We start from the raw sequence: 18082 nt of genomic DNA on the forward strand, positions 1-18082 counted from the left end.
ATAACAACTAAAAACTCCCCATTCATTTTGGATAAATGGGGAGAATATATCGGATGAAAGCTTTAAATACCTTTGTAAGCCTTCAATGCGTGCGTTAATTTCGGAACGACGTCGAAGGCATCGCCTACAATTCCATAGTCGGCCACCTTGAAAAAGGGCGCTTCTGGATCTTTGTTGATGACAACGATTGTTTTAGAAGAGCTTACCCCCGCCAAATGCTGGATCGCTCCGGAGATACCAATTGCGATATAGAGATTGGGACTCACTACAATACCTGTTTGGCCTACGTGTTCCGAATGCGGGCGCCAGCCAGCATCGGATACTGGTTTTGAACAGGCTGTAGCTGCGCCAAGCACATCGGCGAGTTCTTCAATTATCCCCCAGTTTTCAGGTCCTTTTAGACCACGGCCGGCAGAGACGACGATTTCAGCTTCCGGTAGGGATATTTTGTCTGTTGCACGAACAATCTCTTTGACCATAGTTGTAAAATCTGTTTGGTCAATATTCGGAGCAAAAGTTTCGACATTTGCGCTACCACCGGTCTCTTTTGTTTCATATGCATTTGGACTAAGTGCGATGACTTTTATATCCGAGGTTAGTTCGAGCGTAGCGAACGCTTTATTGGAGAACGCTGTTTTTTTGACAGTCAGTTTGTCGCCATTGATTGTGGGCAATTCGAGTGCGCCATCGGCCAGACCAGCCTCCAATTTGGCTGCAATACGGGGAGCGAGTCCCTTACCTGAGAATGAGTTGGACAGCACAAGTATTTTTGAACCGGTACTTTTTACGGCTTCAGCAATGATGCTTGCATACGCTTGGTTTATAAAAGAAGCAAGTTGTTCATTATTGACATTTAATACTTTGGAAGCACCGTACTTGCCCAAACCAGCAAGTTCGTCTTCAGCGACATTTCCGATTGAAATAGCCACAAGATCAGTCTGTATGTTATCGGCGATGGATTTTGCATAAGAAACAACTTCAAAAGCAGATTTTTTGAATTTTCCATCGGTATTTTCTACATATACGAGTATAGACATAGTGTTTTAGCGTTTAAAGATTAAATAACTTTAGCTTCATCATGAAGAAGGGAGACTAATTTTTCTACCTCGGAAGCGTCAACAAGTTTGACCGTACCCCGTGGAGCAGGCGTCTCATAGCTGACAATGTGTTCAAGAACGTCTATTGCGGAAGGTTCCAGCACATCCAATGGTTTGGTCCGTGCGCTCATAATACCACGCATATTCGGTATTTTGGGGTCGGCAACACCTTCGGCAGTGCCAATGACGATGGGTAGCTTTGCTGTCAATACTTCTTTTCCTCCTTCAATCTCGCGCTCAACTGTGACTGCGTCGCCCGCAATGTCAACTTTTTTGGCAATGGAAACAGAAGGGATATGCAGCAGTTCACCTACGATTGCTCCCACTTGAGCACCGTTATAGTCGATTGATTCGCGGCCGGTTAAGATCAAATCAAATGCATTGTCTTTGGCATATTGTGCTATCTGATTCGCAACAAACCAAGCATCGCGCGGAACGGCGTTAATCCGTACAGCATTGTCTGCACCAATTGCCAATGCTTTTCGAATGGTTGCATCAGTAGATGCATCGCCCACATTGATGACAGTTACGGTTCCTTTTCCACCTTCGGCCAACTCAACTGCTTTGGATAAAGCAATTTCATCATAAGGGTTTATAATGAATTGTACACCAGCTGTATTAAATGCAGTGTTGTCATTTGTAAAAGTGATTTTGGATGTAGTGTCAGGGACATTACTTATACAAACTAATATTTTCATATACGATTGGTTTTACTCAAACTTACCATATTTTCTTTCAATTAAAAAGTGCTAAGGCGTTTTAAATGCTGTTAAAAAGTAGTCTTGCGATTTTGATGAATTTGCAATTTTACCAGTTGTTTTCTTGTATTTTTTTTGATGTGATATAATATTGAGGTGTTTTGTTGTCTTTTTTGTAATTTTTTATTTTAAATAGCCGGTTCTTGACAATAGATTTATTACGTCAGTAAATTGTCATTTTATATGCTAGCATAGTAATTTTATATAACATCGCACCTCATTCGGGGTTCCTGTTTACAAAAACCTTTCGTGTGATATGGAGAAGCGGGGAATTGTTTTAATGGATATACAATTAAATTGCATATAATATGCAATTTGTCTAAGTTTGAAATAAAAAAGATATGTCGACACGATTGGATCAACTGAATGAATTTTTGAAAGAGAGCCCCGAAGATCCATTTTTAAAATACGCGATTGCAGCTGAATATCTCAAGCAGGAAGATGAACAAGAGGCCATGGTAAGATTTGAGAATTTAGTACATACGAATCCAGATTATGTAGGAACGTATTATCATTTGGGTAAATTGTACGAAAAACTGAATAGACAGGAGTCCGCGATTAATACCTATAGATCCGGGATTGAGATCGCTCGCAAGACGCGTAATTTCCATGCTTTGGGCGAGTTACAAGGTGCACTGTCATTCTTGACAGACGATGATGAAGATGATTTTTAATCTTTTCTAAATTTTTGGTATTTAATTTGTTATGAATTTATTGGTGTAACTGTTAGATGCTGATTTTTTTGAATTTGGAATGAGATGAAAAGGTATATTTGGATTGTGGGTTTGTTATTGACAATTGGAATGGTGGGATGTGATAATCCCAAACAAAGTGTTGCGGTCTATAAAGATAATTTACAGGACCTAAAAGGTAGGGATAAGGCGGAAGTAGTGATTGGTGAATACAAAGGTGTGATGCCTTGTGCGGATTGTGATGGTATAGAAACACTTATTTCATTGCATGCGGACAACACCTACCAATATTCATCTAAATACCTTAATAAAAGTGATGATGTGTTTATGCGTGAAGGAAAATGGAAATTGGATGGCAACATCATTACACTGGACGGCGTCGACTATAAGTTTAAATTAGGAAATCGAATACTGAGTCAATTGGATCTTTCCGGAAATGACATTACGGGAGATATTTCCAGATATTATGTCTTGACAAAAAATTGAATCTAGCATAAAAGATGTATGAAGAATAAAAAAGCCGAATCTATTTTCGGCTTTTTTATTTTTTTGAAATTATTCACTTTTTCCAGTATTACAATCTTTAATTGGGATTATACAGAAAGTTTTCTTCCCTTCTTCTCTTTAATTTTTAATCGCATCAAGTTAGGATCAAATAGGCTCTTTTAACAGTGCTTGTTCAGTGATTGTTCAGTGCTTGTTCAGTGCTCATACAGTGCTTGCTCAGTATGAACTGAATAATGAGTGACTGATCACTGTCTAAAAACTGATTGAAAATTGTTATTAGACATCAGTTGGTATGATGGATAAGTTCAGGTAATTAGGGTAGTTGTCGAAAATGGGGGAGGACGTATCCAGAACGGTTTAGCGGATACAAATATGCAGTGTAACTTGCTGTTGGATGAGGAAGTCCTCTTACTCCAGCTTGCTGCTCTAATAGCGCGCTGGAGCAAGATTAAACTTATCTAACTCAATGTAGAGCTAATTAAGAATTTTTGCTTGAATTTTTAATTAGCTCTACATTGAGCGATTTTATTCGTTGTCTGTTGTCAACTATCAAAATATTAGTTGTTTTTAGTGCAAAGTTCTTTTAACGTTGCTACGACGAAGTCAACTTCTTCTTTGGTGTTATGCTTGCAGAATGAAAAACGAACTGAAGGTCGTTCCGAGCTTGATTTGATTGCACCCAATACATGCGAGCCTATATCTGTTCCTGAACTGCATGCACTGCCACCAGAGCAGGATATACCCGCAATATCCAGGTTGAATAAAAGCATGTCGGCAAGGTCACTACAAGGGAAAGAAACATTTAGTACGGTATACAGTGATTTATCAGGTTCAATAACACCGTTAAAATCAATCTCAGGAATTGCTTTTTGCAACTCGTCGATCATATAAGATTTGAGTCCTTGAATATAAGCGTGGTGTTCTTCCATGTGCTCATAGGCAAGTTCTAAAGCTTTGGCAAGACCCGCTATTCCATAGACATTTTCTGTTCCACCACGCATGTTGCGCTCTTGTGCTCCACCATAGATTAACGGTTTAATCTTGTTATTCGCATTGATGTAAAGAAAACCAACTCCTTTCGGGCCATGGAATTTATGGGCAGCCCCTGTTATAAAATCTATTTTGAGGCTACCAAGATCATGTGGATAATGCCCCATGGTCTGTACAGTGTCCGAATGGAATATCGCATTATACTTTTGGCATAACTCGGAGATACGTTGAATATCGTTGAGATTTCCGATCTCATTATTGGCATGCATAATGGAAACGAAGGTACGCGGATTGGTACTTAAAAGTTCTTCCAGCTGGTTGAGATTTAAATTACCTTTTTCGTCAACTTCCAATAAGTCGAGGTGCACCTTACCGGCTTTTTCAAGCTCCTCTAACGTATGTAATACAGCATGGTGCTCTATCGGTGAGGTGATGGCATGGGTTATCCCAAAGTCGGCGATTGACCGAACGATGGCCATATTGTCCGCCTCGGTTCCACCCGATGTGAAGAATATCTCTGCCGGAGATACATGAAGTAGATTGGCAATCGTTTTACGTGCTTTTTCTACAATTGTTTTTACTTGTCGTCCGTGACTATGGATAGAAGATGGATTTCCAAAGTTATTGTCCATCACATCGACCATTACTTTTATTACTTCAGGATCTAAGGCTGTAGTCGCTGCATTATCAAAATATACTTGCATGCTGCAAAATTACAAATCTCTCAAGTAAATTGAAGGTATTAAATGACTTATTTTTATCATTTTATTTTCCTAATTATAGGTGATAGTGCTGGCATAGCGGGGGCTCATCAGAATTAGGCTCTTTTTGCCTGGAAAGGAATAAGATGCGTATTTTTCAGTTATGATGAAAAAAATAGCGCCAATCTATTATTTCAGTTTGGCGCCACGTTTCTATTTAGATAAGTTCTTTTTTGGTCTGACGAAGATGAGTATCATCATTCCTCCTAGTGCGAGCGCCAAACCCAAGTGGGCAGCGATATCACCCGCTTTCGTGTAGAACGTAATTTCTTCATTTAAATTAATTTCCTGATTTAGGGCTGCAGGCTGCCACCATTTGGTCTGTTGTACAATATCACCACGTTGATTGATAAAGCCTGAAATCCCTGTATTTGCTGATCGGGCAACCCAGCGCCTGTTTTCAATCGCGCGCAGTTTGGCATACTGTAAATGCTGGTCTTTACCCGAAGTATTGCCCCACCAGCCATCGTTGGTGATGATCGCTATAAACTGAGCGCCTTTCTTGACGTACTTGGAAACATAATTTCCCCAGATGGATTCGTAACAGATAACGGGTGCGGCACCAATACCGCTCTGGGCATAGAATACCGAAGGTTCAGCCTGTTTTCCGTAGCCACCTGTCGTACCGCCGAATGCTTTAAATAAAGGTTTAAGGAAGTTCATCGCTGCCCCAAAAGGCATTTGCTCTACGCCCGGAACGAGTTTGGACTTATGGTAAAACTGTAGTTTGGAGGAATAATCGATCAATGTTGCAGCATTGAAATTATCTTGGTATACATTAGGAGCTATTTCACGCGCAGTAGGTGTTTTTGCATAGTTGTACAGCTGATAACTTTCAATACCTGAAAGTACATTGCCATTTTTATATTGATCTAAAAATTTTAAAATGCGCTGGTAAGAATAAGTTTCCCTAAAGTTTTCCTCATCAAAATCGCCGTTCTGTGAAAGCGCAGTTTCAGGCCAGATAAAAAACTCTGTATTGGGTTTGGCGACCGAATTTGATAAGGAGAATAAGGTGTTTAATTGTTCTTCAGGACTAATATGGAATTTAAGGTAAGGGTCAATATTAGGCTGTACAACAACAATCTGTGCCGGATTCTGGTGTTCTTCATAGTTGAAGTAGCGTACCAGCGAGTAGGTGCTGGGAACTAACAATACTGCAGCCAAAGAAGCAATCGAGACAATTTTACGTTTGATCGGATAAAGTCCTTTTCGATTGAGGTAAAGTGTAAATACTAAGATATTGACCAGCCAGACCCATATTGTTCCGCCATAAACCCCTGTGATATCATACCATTGAATCAATTGATGAAAACTGGCGAAACCATTGCCCAAAGTCATCCAGGGAAAGGCTAAATCCCAGGATTCGTGTAGAAATTCATAGCTTATCCAGAATCCCATTAATCCGAAAAGGGATAACAGGATGTTCGTTTTACGTCGTAATTGCATATATAGCCTGAGCGCCAGCGCCATTAAAGCGGCGCCAAGGCAAAAAGGGATCAGACTGATGATAACGGCTGCAAAAGGCGGCATAACTGCCGAAATGGAGTTGTATACCCAATAAATAGAGGCCGTATTCCAAATAACTGCCGTGAGTCCTGCTGTAAGAAATACTTTAAGACCTTTTCTTTGGCGTGTTTCACTGCGGATAATGTTTTCCACTGCAATTAATAGTGGTACAAACCCAATAAATAACAACGGACTGGAATAAGGGATTGGAGGCCAGCCCAACCACAATAAAAAGGCACTTAAAAGTGCCAGTAAATAGTTGTTTTTCACTATATATTTTCTCCCATTTATGATTATAAACTGGATAAAACTTCTCTCTTTTTACTCTCGTATTCCTCTTGGGTAATCAATTGTTTGTCGAAGAGTGTTTTTAATTTTTTGAGCTTTAAGGTAATTTCATCATCTTCCTCTTCTTTGGCGGGAGCAGGTGGGACGATAGGGACTGCCGGAACTGGAGGAACAGCAGGGGTTGATCCGGTCGGTTGCTGTGTCTGAATTGGCGCCGGTGGAGTTGGCTGGCCCGATACGTAAGACTGTGGTGCCGACGGAGCAGGCGCTGTAACTGCTGGCTGAACCGCTGTATTACTTTCTTGTCGCTCAATGATCACTTCCTTTGCAACTGTAGGAGCAATGACTATTTTTTCTTTTTCGGCGGCCAGTTCGGCTTTTTTATAATTTTCAAGTGCAGCTTTAATATATTGATAAAGCTTTCGCGCCTGAACTTTTGGGATATAATCTATGCTCAGATTTTCTCCTGTAAAAGGGATAACAGTCACTTTTGAACCAAATATTTCTTCCTTAAAAGCAATATCCTTGATGTCTTGCCAGCCAAAGATTTCAAAATCAGTCGCCAAGCCCAGTTTGGTAAATTCGCACATAAAAATGCGTTTATTACTAATCGTGATACTATCCGGTAAAATGGTTACAGCAGGTTTCTTTTGAACTGCAATATAATCTATTTTTTCTCCTGGAGTAAGCATATCCTGGACTTTAGTCACCAATTTTTCAATGATTTTTATGTCCTGCCCGTCCTGTGCAAATTGTTCCATGTTCATGTCAAATACTTTTTAATACCTAAAGATTGTCAAAATTTATTCCAATCCCGCTACACAAAATACAAATTCTCCTTTAATCGGATTGTTTTCAAAGTGTAATTTTAAATCAGTTAATGTCCCGCGAACATTTTCTTCATAAAGTTTGCTTAGTTCTCGCGATATCGAAGCTTGTCTTTCAGCTCCAAAAACGGTGATAAATTCTTCGATGGTTTTGAGAATACGATGTGGCGACTCGTAGAAGATCATCGTTCTTTTTTCTTCTGCCAAAGCTTTTAAGCGTGTTTGTCTCCCTTTTTTTACGGGTAGAAAGCCTTCAAAGCAAAAACGGTCGTTGGGAAGCCCCGAATTGACAAGCGCGGGTACGAATGCTGTTGCGCCTGGTAAGCACTGCACTTCGAGTCCTTCTTTGATCGCCTCACGTACCAATAAAAAACCCGGATCTGAGATCGCCGGTGTCCCTGCGTCCGAAATCAATGCAATGTTTTGCCCTTCTTTCAAGAATTTAATGATTTCTGATACCGCTTTATGTTCATTGTGCTGATGATGCGCAAATACTTTTTTGTCGATTCCAAAATGCTTCAAAAGCGGAGCGCTGGTCCTTGTGTCCTCTGCCAAGATGAGGTCCACTTCTTTCAGGACATTGATCGCACGGAACGTCATGTCCTCCAGATTGCCAATAGGTGTTGGAACTAAATATAACATGGTCAAAGTTAAGTTTTTTTTACTATATAATATGCGCTAAAACATTCTGTGCTTTTTGGAGTTTTATTTTAAAGATTATGGTAAACTCCATCACTTTATTTTAAATAAATTATGCAATACATTGAAAAAATACAGGCACATCTAGGTGCTGAAGCGAGTTATTTGTTAGAATTTGATCAACCCGCAGTTTCCAAAACAATGCTTCATCTTCCACAAGCCGCATTTATTGACCAAGTATACAGTTCGAGTGACCGTAGTCCTCAGGTTTTACGGAGTCTAGGGCAGCTTTTTGGAACGGGTCGATTAGCCAATACCGGGTATCTTTCGATATTGCCTGTTGATCAGGGAATCGAACACAGTGCAGGAGCTTCTTTTGCGCCAAATCCACAGTATTTTGATCCAGAAAATATTGTCAAACTGGCTCTGGAGGGAAATTGTAATGCTGTGGCTTCTACTTTTGGTGTTTTGGGCGCTGTTGCCCGAAAGTATGCACATAAGATTCCGTTTTTGGTAAAAATAAATCATAATGAACTATTGACCTATCCTAATCGAGCCGATCAAATCTTGTACGGAACAATTCGCGAAGCTTGGAACATGGGGGCTCTTGCGGTAGGAGCAACGATTTACTTTGGGTCTGAGGAATCCGACCGTCAGATTATAGAGGTGGCAAAAGCATTTGAAGAAGCGCATTCTTTAGGGATGGCAACAGTATTGTGGTGTTACCTGCGCAACTCTGCTTTTAAAGAGGGTGATAAAGACTATCATTTAGCAGCGGATCTGACAGGGCAGGCCAATCATTTGGGCGTAACGATCAAAGCGGATATTATTAAACAAAAACTACCCGAATTGAATGGCGGCTTTAAAGCACTGAATATGGGTAAAAGTAGTTATGGAAAGCTGGATGAACGCATGTATACCGAGCTTTCTTCCGATCATCCTATTGATCTGTGCCGCTACCAGGTACTCAATTGCTTTGCCGGTAGGGCAGGCTTGATCAATTCTGGCGGGGCTTCGGGGCAGAATGACATACAAGAAGCTGTAAAAACAGCGGTTATCAACAAGCGGGCAGGTGGAACAGGTTTGATCTCCGGCCGTAAGGCTTTTCAAAAACCAATGAATGAAGGTGTTGCATTATTACATGCTATTCAGGATGTTTATTTATGCGACGAAGTAAGCATAGCTTAGCAAATGCGCGACTCCTGAGTTCATCAGGTTGAGTCTCAGCATAGGGTTTGCAAGTATAAATCAAATTGTAGAGCGTATCGATTATGCATTTAATCGATACGCTCTTTCTATGGATAAGGGTTTGTAAAGATCTATTCCATTGAAGACAGACCTTCAATGGATTGATGAATGTTAACCGGGTGCGATGGAAATAGCGCGTCGTAAAGCAGTCAAAAAGCCTTTTGGATAGTGGTATAGGAATAAAATAGCTTGTAAATAAAGGCAAATTTATCTAAGTTTGTTCACTATTTTAAATAACACATTATTATGTTGCAATTGAATTATATCCGTGAGAACAGGGATACGGTAATCGAAAGATTGGCTGTCAAGCATTTCAAGGAAATTGGATTGGTCGACGAAATCATCAGTTTAGATGAAGATCGCCGTAAGATCCAGTCGGAATCGGACGCACTTTCGGCAGAGGCTAATGCGGCAGCAAAACAGATTGGAGATCTGATGCGCCAAGGTAAAAAAGAAGAAGCTGAAACCGTTAAATCCAAATCCTCGGGATATAAAGAGCAAGTGAAGCAACTTTTGGATCAATTGGGTACAATTGAGGCAGAACTGAACGATAAAATCGTACAATTACCTAATTTACCGCATCAATCGGTTCCAGCGGGTGTAAGTGCTGAGGACAACGAAGTTGTTTTGAGCCATGGCGAAATCCCGGCTTTGTCGGACGACGCATTGCCGCATTGGGAATTGTTGAACAAATATGATATTGTTGATTTAGAGCTTGGCGTAAAGGTTGCTGGTGCAGGTTTTCCTATCTATAAAGGTAAAGGAGCTAAATTGCAACGCGCCTTGATCAATTTCTTTTTGGATCAGGCTGCAGAAGAAGGATACGAAGAAGTACAGGTGCCCATTTTGGTCAATGAAGATTCTGCATTTGCTACGGGACAATTACCGGATAAAGAAGGACAAATGTACTATGTGGGTAACGACAACCTGTATTTGATTCCTACAGCTGAAGTTCCGGTCACCAATATTTATAGAGACGAGATTGTGAAAGAAGCGCAGTTTCCAATCAAACATTGCGCTTATACACCATGTTTCCGTCGTGAAGCAGGCTCTTATGGGGCACATGTACGCGGATTAAATAGACTACATCAATTTGACAAAGTAGAGACGGTGCAGATTGTACATCCTGAAAAGTCCTATGATGTGCTGGAAGAAATGAGTTTATATGTACAAGGGCTGTTGCAGAAATTGGAGCTGCCTTATCGTGTATTGCGCCTTTGTGGTGGAGATATGAGTTTCACTTCTGCATTGACCTATGATATGGAAGTATATAGCTCTGCTCAGAAACGTTGGTTGGAGGTATCTTCTGTTTCCAATTTTGAAACTTATCAGGCGAATCGTTTGAAAGTACGTTTTAAGAATGCTGACGGCAAGATGCAACTGGCACATACGTTGAACGGTTCTGCATTGGCTTTACCGCGTATCGTCGCAGCGATATTGGAGAATAACCAAACAGAAAAAGGAATTAAGGTTCCCGCGGTTTTGGTACCGTACACAAAATTTGAGTATATCGATTAAGTTTCAATAAATAAGTCATCTTTAGACTTATTTAATATCATCATGAAAGACGCTCAGCCTGAGAAGGTAGAGCGTCTTTTTTTGTTATAACTCGATTTTTAGATGTTTAGAATGATTATAAATTGACTATAATTTTCCTATGAAAAAATAATAGAATAGCATGTTAACGTTTTCTTATAACATTGTTAATGTTTTGTTAATTATGGTTCATTCCGTATAAAATTCTGTATGGAAATTGTTTGATGACTTTTTATTCTATAATGCTTCTTTTGTAACAATTTGTAAAATTGTGAACTTATTATTGCGGTATTTCCTGCTATCGATAGATTATGTTAAAAAACTTGTAAAAGCAACTTTGGCTTTCTATATTTGACACCGCTAATAAAAATCGCACTAACTATTATTTACTGTAAATGCTGAAAAGAGCAAATTTTACAGCTGGATATTTATCTAAGGACTGACCCTATATCTACCTAGGGCCCGCTTTTCCAATAATATTTTCAACTGTTTCTAAATGAACTGCAATAGCATGTTATGCTTTTTTGCTGTTTATTGTCTAAGCAATTTATGTTTAGACGGTTATGATAACGGATATAATTTATATCAATATATAGGATTAGAAAAATAATAAAATTAACTAACTAAAACATGAAACAAACATTACTAAGTTTTCTTGTTGGCGGTATGATTCTGACTTCGGTTGCATTCGCTCAAGAAAAAAAGATTAGTGGTCGTGTTACATCTGCTGACGGTAAAGCAATACCAGGGGTGACAGTAGTTGTACAAGGTACTAATCAGGCAACGCAGACTGATACTGATGGTAATTATTCATTGAATGTGCCGGCAGGTAAGGTTGTCGTATTCCGTTCCGTTGGTTTTGATGATAAAACTATTATTGTTAACAACAACAGTTCTGTATTCAATGTCTCTTTAGTAAATCATGACAATGCTTTGGAAGAAGTTGTTGTTACAGCAAATGCAATTAAGAGAGAAAAACGTTCTTTGGGATATTCTGCGCCTACAATTAAGAGCGATGAATTGACAGAAGGCCGTAATTCGAGCGCGATCAACTCTTTAGCTGGTAAAGTAGCGGGGGTAAACATTACCTCTACATCTAATTCTCCAGGTAGTTCATCTCGTGTCGTATTGCGTGGTGGTTCATCTATTTCAGGTAATAATCAAGCGTTGATCGTTGTTGATGGTACTCCGATTGATAACACAAGTAAAATGGGGGGAGCCAGTGATTTATCAAGTGTAGATTTTGGTAACCGTGGTAATGATATTAATCCAGATGATATCGCTTCTGTAACCGTTCTGAAAGGACCTGCTGCTGCTGCATTGTATGGGTCAAGAGCATCCAATGGTGCATTAATCATTACAACGAAGAGTGGTAAAAAAGGAGCAAAAAATGAAATCACATTTAGCTCGACGAACACATTGTCATCAATTTTGAAATTGCCAGAATTTCAAAATCAATATGGGCAAGGTGCATCTGGCTACAATAAAGCAGGTGATTTGATTTATACAAACGATCCGAAAGAAAACTGGTCTTGGGGAGCACCATTCACTGGAGAGGTACAAGAATGGGGACAAGCAGTAAATGGCGTTCGTCAGAAAAAAGCATATTCTGCTGTGAAAGACAACGTACGTGATTTCTTTGACCTTGGTATTGCTTCTGACAACAATCTTAGCTTTTCCGGTGGTTCGGATAAATCCACTTTTTATTTAGGATTGAACGCGTTGAATTCCAATGGTGTTTATCCTGGTAAAAAAGATAACTACAACAAATACGGTGTTAGATTTAATGGAACAACAGAGTTCTCAAATAAATTTAGTGCTGGTATTGCTGTAAATTATAGTCGAATCAACAGTAATAATGTTGGTGGTGGACAAGGGGGCGGCTCTGTTTATAACAACTTATTACAAACGCCGAGAGATATCGATGTAGTCGGTTTAAAAGACTTGTCCAATCCTTATAACGGATATGGTTATATAGATGAAAATGGTGTAGCTCATAATGATGTTTATGGTTATTACGGAGCTTATACCATGAATCCATATTGGGTATTGGCTAACTATAATAATTTCAATGATGTGAACCGTATTATGGGGAACTTCAATGTGAATTATAAGCCTACAGAATGGTTGACTTTCCAAGAACGCATTGGATTGGATAACTACAGTGACCGCAGACGTTCGGAATCTCCCAAATACAGCTACTTGCCAATAGATAATACCACTGGTAATTATTCTGATGGTAATATTCAGACTGATCCAGGACAATACCGTATCGACCAATTTAACGTGAATGAAATTGTACACGATTTCATGGCGACAGCTAAGCATACCTTCAATGAAGATTGGGAAGCGTCATTCATGGTTGGAAATAACATTCGTCAACGCAAAACGACTTCGAATAGCACAGCGACAAATTCAAGCGGTGGGCTTGTTGTACCAGGATGGTATAATCTTGCGAATTCTAACGGTCCCTTGGACCTGATTGAAGATACTTGGACAAACCGTCGTTTGGTTGGTGTTTATGGTGATTTAAATGTTTCTTATAAAAACATAGCATATTTACAAGCTACAGCACGTAACGATTGGTCATCGACATTACCTAAGAAAAATAATTCATTCTTTTATCCAAGTGTTAGTGGATCATTTGTTGCATCAGAATTATTCTCTCCTGAATTGAAGAGTAAGTTCAGTTATGCAAAAATCCGCGCTAACTGGGCGCAAGTAGGTTCTGATACAGATCCTTATCAATTGATTTCAACTTTTTCTAGAAGTACAATTGCTGGAGGGTTCGGTTCTACTACTTTCCCTTTCGGAAACGTATCCGCATTAATGTCGGGTAATACTATCGGAAATTTGAACTTAAAGCCTGAGATCACAACTTCGTTTGAGGTTGGAACTGAATTGGGCTTCTTCAATAATCGTTTATCTGCTGATTTTACTTACTACAAGAATAATTCGAAAAATCAAATATTAAGCATTCCTATTCCACTTTCTACGGGTTACGGGCTTAGTTTGGTAAATGCAGGTAAGGTCCAAAATAATGGTGTGGAATTAACATTAAGAGGAACTCCTGTGAAAACAGAAAACTTGACATGGGAATTGTTTGGAACATTCACTAAGAACAACAGTAAAGTTGTTGAATTGATGGATGGAGTACAACAAGTATCAGTTGGAGGCTTCTCGGGAATGAGTATCGTAGCTGCCGTAGGACGCCCTTATGGAGAGTTTTATGGTGTTACAAATGCGACAGATGCACAAGGCCGTACTATTGTTGATCAAAAAACAGGCTTACCCATTGCTTCTTCTAAACCAGAATATTTAGGTACGTATAATCCAGATTTCCAAGCTTCATTGGGTACAAGTTTGAGCTATAAAAACTGGTCAATGAGCGCGTTATTTGATACGAAACAAGGTGGTGTGTTCTACTCTAGAACAAAAGACATCATGGGATTTGTTGGTACCTCAGCTGAGTCAGGTGGCGATCGTATAGGTCAGATTTTCCCAAATTCTGTTTATTTGGACGCTTCAGGAAATTCAGTCGTTAATACATCTGCGACTTATGATAAGATCGATTATTATCCAAATATGGAAGCGGGGGTAAATGTTGTTGATGCGACATATATCAAATTGCGTAACCTTACATTCACGTATAAATTCTCAAAAAACATGTTGAAAAACACACCATTTGGAGCGGCTTCTATCGGAGTGTTTGGAAATAATCTGTTTATTTGGACGCCAAGCGAAAATAAATACGCTGATCCAGAGGTGAATTCATCTGGTGCTGGTAATGCACAAGGTTTTGACTTTACAGCTCAACCTTCATTACGAAATTATGGTATCAATGTTAAAGTTTCATTTTAAGAGCAAGTAAAGTATGAAAACTATAAATTTTAAAAATGCTAAGAAGCTTTTAGTTTTAGCTTTAGTTGGCACACTAGGGTTGACTAGCTGTAATAAATTTTTGGATGTGAATGAAAACCCAAACAATCCAGAAACAGCTACTCCTAGTTTATTACTACCTACAGTAGAAGCTGCGATCAGCCAAGTTGTAGGGAACGGTTTTCAGGTATATGGTAATATCTGGGGACAATATTGGACGCAAAATCCTACATCTTCTCAATATCGTTCTATCGACAGATATCAAGTATTGAATACAGCCATGGATAGATCGTGGTTGATTTTGTACCGTAGCGCATTGAACAATGCGGAATTGATCATTAATTCAAATGTAGCGGCGAACGATAATTATAAAGGTATTGCTTACTTATTAAAGGCTTATACATTTCAAGTAGCAACAGATGCTTTTGGAGATATTCCATTGTCAGAGGCGTTAAAAGCGAACGGAAATCTTAATCCTAAATACGAAGCTCAAGCTGTTGTATACGATTCAGTATTCAATTATATTGATAAAGGCTTGGCTTTATTGGCAACGCCACAAGCTGTTCCTGTTTCGACCCAGGATATGATTTTCAACGGCGACCTAGATAAATGGAAAGCTTTTGCAAATACATTGAAATTGAGAGCGTATTTGCGCATTTCAAATGTGGATGCGAATAAAGCTGCAGCAGGTATTAAAGCACTTTACGCAAAAAATGCTAAATTTTTGGATCAAGACGCTTCAATAACTTACACAACGACAGGTGGTAACGAGAACCCATTCTACAATGAGATGGTAGGTTTAGGTAAAACACAAAATGTTGTGGCGAGCGGAACTGTGGTTCAAGCATTCGTAAAGAACAGTGATCCAAGAAGATTTTCTTTCTTCAATAAAGTGAGCGGACAAGATACAATTGCATTTATCCTTCAAGGTGATTTTAATGCAAATTCAGCAAAATTAGTTTCTTCTCCTTCACCTCTTGTTGGTGGTCGTGCTGTTGATCCTACATCAGCAACCGCGCCTGTGAAATTATTTTCAGCTGCAGAAAGCAAATTCTTGCAAGCTGAGGCTGCAGTGAAAGGTTGGGGAACAGGTGATGCGAAAGCATTGTTTGAATCTGGTATTATAACAAGTTTTACAGCTACGGGTAATGCTAATGATGCGGCTAAATACATAGCGGAAGCACCAGATGCGAAATTCGCAGGTGATGTTGAAGCAAAAGTCAAAGCTATCATTACACAGAAATATTATGCGATGTGTGGTTTTCAAGGTTTTGAATCATGGACTGAGTGGAGAAGAACAGGTTATCCAACTTTCTTTACGACTTCTATCGCATCAACTTTAGGTGCAGGAAGAATGCCATTGCGTATGCCTTACGCCAACAGTGAAGCGACCTCGAATGTAAATTATCCAGGTAACGTGGTAATCTATACACCGGTGTGGTGGGACGTTAAGTAATCTCTTAGATTTATATGTTTATAGGAGCGGCAATTTCGAAAGAAGTTGCCGCTTTTATTTTGGTATTATATTATGAAAAAAGCTGTATTTTCGTCCTTATTAACGCTGGTATATTTTATGAAAAGATCGATTTTAGTTTTAATGGTGCTTGTTTTTATAGGAGCGAATACGGAAGCTTTTTCTTCTAAAGCAAGGGGGAAAGTGTTTATTGGCGATACGATAGTGAATTACTTTGATAAATCAGGAAATTCAGTAGGGACAAAACTAGCGTCTCACTCTTATGAATGTATTGTTCCTGTAGGAGATGAACCGAATAGATTTTTTAATATAGTTAGCTATTATACAGCAACTGATTCCATGAAATCTTTCGCTTATAGCCGTGATAGCACAGCTGGGGTCTTTGGCTGGAAGTATGTTGGCGAATCGACTACCTACCATCCGAATGGACAGTTAAAAAGCTTGGAGAAATTCGATATCAATGGTTCAGCCATTGATTCATCTTATTATTACTATCCCACGGGCAAACTGAAAATGTTAATTACACAAGTGGAATCAGGACAAAATCCATTTACTGGTAGCCCTATAACCAAACCATATTACCTATTGTACTTGGATTCTTTGGGGAATTATCTTTTGAAGCGGGGGAATGGATTTATTCGCTTCGATTATGACAATGGTGATTATATTGAAGGTGAGTTAAAAGATAATGAAAGAGAAGGGAAATGGACGGGCTGGAATATGGAAAGCCGTTATGAGGAGCACTATTTAGCTGGCGTTCTTCAAAACGGAAAAAGGTTTCGTGCCAATGGCGAATTGATTTCCTACGACGCGGATACAAGGGAGTCAGCTCCTATTCCTTCGCTTAAAATGGACCAATTTATGAAAGCTATTTCTCGGCAGATAGACCTACCAGACCATTTAATTGCTCAATTGAAGTCTTCCATAATTAATGTACGATTTATAGTCAACAAGGATGGGAGGCTAAGTGATTTTAAATATGACAGTGATATTCCTAGTGGGGTTAAAAGAGAAATAACAACTGCTATTCAACGTGTTGGTCCTTGGAAGCCGGGGAGACTTCAAGGAGAGCCTGTTGCAATAAGTTATACCATCCCGATACGATTGTAATACATCGGTACAAGATGCAATCCGTCTTCTAAAAAATTTTTTGCTTCTCTAAGCGGTAAGTAGGCTGCTAAATACAATTATGTTTTATGAGCAGGTTTGATCTGTCAAAGAAGCACAGTTATAGTATAGATGCAGTATAGTTATAGTATTCACAATGTATAAAGAACGATATACATTGTCCGTGCTAAAATAGGACTGTAAATAACCGAAAATTATGCTCTAATTTCCCTTTGATTAAGGGGGATAAAATCTTTTACTGCTTCAACTTCTGTTCTGCATTAATGTTTGATCTTTTTTGCGAGTTAGGAAAGAAATGAGAGTGTATTCATAAAAAATTTTGAATCATTATCAAGTGTTTAATGATATAGAATACATTATTTTCGTGTGTAACAGATCTAAGAAAATTTGTCAGATTTGATTATATGAATGATTAAATGCTTGCCGTTTGACTTTATTTAGAGATTTTGATCCAACTGGAGATGAAGAACGCTGCGAGATCTCTTTTTATTTTCTCAATCGATGAAAATCTTATTAAAAATGACGATATGTTTTTGATATAATAAGGCTGATAGATAATATTTGTGTGATGACGATATGAGTTTATATGTCTGTAGAATATGACATGTCGTATGTCTGTGAGTAAATACAAGTAAAATATGATTATTTTTTAGGTCAAATTAGTATGTTTTAATGAAATTTATTAGTAATAAAGCATTTTTTGTTTTTCAGTAAAACACTGTTACTTTCAAGTGAATTTTTTAGAAAAA

At 38.9% G+C, this 18082-nt stretch carries 13 protein-coding genes; 7 read left to right on the forward strand and 6 right to left on the reverse strand.

Features of this window, described 5'->3' with window-relative positions; all coding sequences use genetic code 11:
- Positions 1-62 precede the first annotated feature (62 nt).
- Together AAW12_RS12705 and AAW12_RS12710 are read right to left on the reverse strand one after the other, a co-directional pair.
- Positions 63-1037: an electron transfer flavoprotein subunit alpha/FixB family protein gene (locus AAW12_RS12705; RefSeq protein WP_046674003.1), complete on the reverse strand. Its 975-nt coding sequence runs from the start codon at positions 1035-1037 to the stop codon at positions 63-65.
- 20 nt (positions 1038-1057) lie between these two features.
- Positions 1058-1795 (reverse strand): electron transfer flavoprotein subunit beta/FixA family protein, encoded by a 738-nt coding sequence (locus AAW12_RS12710; RefSeq protein WP_046674004.1) that lies wholly within the window; start codon positions 1793-1795, stop codon positions 1058-1060.
- 401 nt (positions 1796-2196) lie between these two features.
- Between AAW12_RS12710 and AAW12_RS12715 the strand changes: the two genes are divergently transcribed.
- Together AAW12_RS12715 and AAW12_RS12720 are read left to right on the forward strand one after the other, a co-directional pair.
- The gene (locus AAW12_RS12715) at positions 2197-2529 is read left to right on the forward strand and encodes a tetratricopeptide repeat protein (protein ID WP_046674005.1); all 333 of its coding nucleotides are present in this window, start codon (positions 2197-2199) and stop codon (positions 2527-2529) included.
- An 84-nt stretch (positions 2530-2613) separates the two neighbouring features.
- The gene (locus AAW12_RS12720) at positions 2614-3033 is read left to right on the forward strand and encodes a copper resistance protein NlpE (RefSeq protein WP_046674006.1); all 420 of its coding nucleotides are present in this window, start codon (positions 2614-2616) and stop codon (positions 3031-3033) included.
- Between the two features lie 578 nt (positions 3034-3611).
- Here the strand turns inward: AAW12_RS12720 and AAW12_RS12725 are convergent.
- From AAW12_RS12725 to rsmI, 4 genes are all read right to left on the reverse strand, one after another.
- The gene (locus AAW12_RS12725) at positions 3612-4748 is read right to left on the reverse strand and encodes a cysteine desulfurase family protein (protein WP_046674007.1); all 1137 of its coding nucleotides are present in this window, start codon (positions 4746-4748) and stop codon (positions 3612-3614) included.
- 210 nt (positions 4749-4958) lie between these two features.
- Entirely contained in the window at positions 4959-6584 is a 1626-nt protein-coding gene (lnt, locus tag AAW12_RS12730) for an apolipoprotein N-acyltransferase (RefSeq protein ID WP_046674008.1), read from the reverse strand.
- 23 nt (positions 6585-6607) lie between these two features.
- On the reverse strand, positions 6608-7369 hold the full coding sequence (locus tag AAW12_RS12735) for a PH domain-containing protein (protein WP_046674009.1): 762 nt from the start codon (positions 7367-7369) through the stop codon (positions 6608-6610).
- 36 nt (positions 7370-7405) lie between these two features.
- Positions 7406-8071, reverse strand: a complete 666-nt coding sequence (gene rsmI, locus AAW12_RS12740) for a 16S rRNA (cytidine(1402)-2'-O)-methyltransferase (protein ID WP_083663502.1) — start codon at positions 8069-8071, stop codon at positions 7406-7408.
- A 111-nt stretch (positions 8072-8182) separates the two neighbouring features.
- Between rsmI and AAW12_RS12745 the strand changes: the two genes are divergently transcribed.
- The 5 genes from AAW12_RS12745 (at position 8183) to AAW12_RS12765 (ending at position 17315) form a co-directional block, all read left to right on the forward strand.
- The gene (locus AAW12_RS12745) at positions 8183-9256 is read left to right on the forward strand and encodes a class I fructose-bisphosphate aldolase (RefSeq protein WP_046674011.1); all 1074 of its coding nucleotides are present in this window, start codon (positions 8183-8185) and stop codon (positions 9254-9256) included.
- 306 nt (positions 9257-9562) lie between these two features.
- A complete protein-coding gene (gene serS / locus AAW12_RS12750) occupies positions 9563-10834 on the forward strand; it encodes a serine--tRNA ligase (RefSeq protein WP_046674012.1) in 1272 nt (423 codons plus the stop codon).
- A 648-nt stretch (positions 10835-11482) separates the two neighbouring features.
- Positions 11483-14713, forward strand: a complete 3231-nt coding sequence (locus tag AAW12_RS12755) for a SusC/RagA family TonB-linked outer membrane protein (RefSeq protein WP_046674013.1) — start codon at positions 11483-11485, stop codon at positions 14711-14713.
- 13 nt (positions 14714-14726) lie between these two features.
- The gene (locus AAW12_RS12760; protein ID WP_046674014.1) at positions 14727-16187 is read left to right on the forward strand and encodes a SusD/RagB family nutrient-binding outer membrane lipoprotein; all 1461 of its coding nucleotides are present in this window, start codon (positions 14727-14729) and stop codon (positions 16185-16187) included.
- 117 nt (positions 16188-16304) lie between these two features.
- Entirely contained in the window at positions 16305-17315 is a 1011-nt protein-coding gene (locus tag AAW12_RS12765; RefSeq protein ID WP_156167636.1) for a hypothetical protein, read from the forward strand.
- The last annotated feature ends 767 nt before the right edge of the window (positions 17316-18082 follow it).

Source organism: Sphingobacterium sp. Ag1 (assembly GCF_000988325.1).
Lineage (GTDB): Bacteria > Bacteroidota > Bacteroidia > Sphingobacteriales > Sphingobacteriaceae > Sphingobacterium.

Bases quoted from the DNA above. Each gene is read 5' to 3' on its own strand.
- AAW12_RS12720 (WP_046674006.1), top strand. From the start codon at position 2,614: ATGAAAAGGTATATTTGGATTGTGGGTTTGTTATTGACAATTGGAATG.
- serS (WP_046674012.1), top strand. From the start codon at position 9,563: ATGTTGCAATTGAATTATATCCGTGAGAACAGGGATACGGTAATCGAA.
- rsmI (WP_083663502.1), bottom strand. From the start codon at position 8,071: ATGTTATATTTAGTTCCAACACCTATTGGCAATCTGGAGGACATGACG.
- AAW12_RS12705 (WP_046674003.1), bottom strand. From the start codon at position 1,037: ATGTCTATACTCGTATATGTAGAAAATACCGATGGAAAATTCAAAAAA.
- AAW12_RS12710 (WP_046674004.1), bottom strand. From the start codon at position 1,795: ATGAAAATATTAGTTTGTATAAGTAATGTCCCTGACACTACATCCAAA.
- AAW12_RS12725 (WP_046674007.1), bottom strand. From the start codon at position 4,748: ATGCAAGTATATTTTGATAATGCAGCGACTACAGCCTTAGATCCTGAA.
- AAW12_RS12760 (WP_046674014.1), top strand. From the start codon at position 14,727: ATGAAAACTATAAATTTTAAAAATGCTAAGAAGCTTTTAGTTTTAGCT.
- AAW12_RS12735 (WP_046674009.1), bottom strand. From the start codon at position 7,369: ATGAACATGGAACAATTTGCACAGGACGGGCAGGACATAAAAATCATT.
- AAW12_RS12745 (WP_046674011.1), top strand. From the start codon at position 8,183: ATGCAATACATTGAAAAAATACAGGCACATCTAGGTGCTGAAGCGAGT.
- AAW12_RS12715 (WP_046674005.1), top strand. From the start codon at position 2,197: ATGTCGACACGATTGGATCAACTGAATGAATTTTTGAAAGAGAGCCCC.
- AAW12_RS12765 (WP_156167636.1), top strand. From the start codon at position 16,305: ATGAAAAGATCGATTTTAGTTTTAATGGTGCTTGTTTTTATAGGAGCG.
- AAW12_RS12755 (WP_046674013.1), top strand. From the start codon at position 11,483: ATGAAACAAACATTACTAAGTTTTCTTGTTGGCGGTATGATTCTGACT.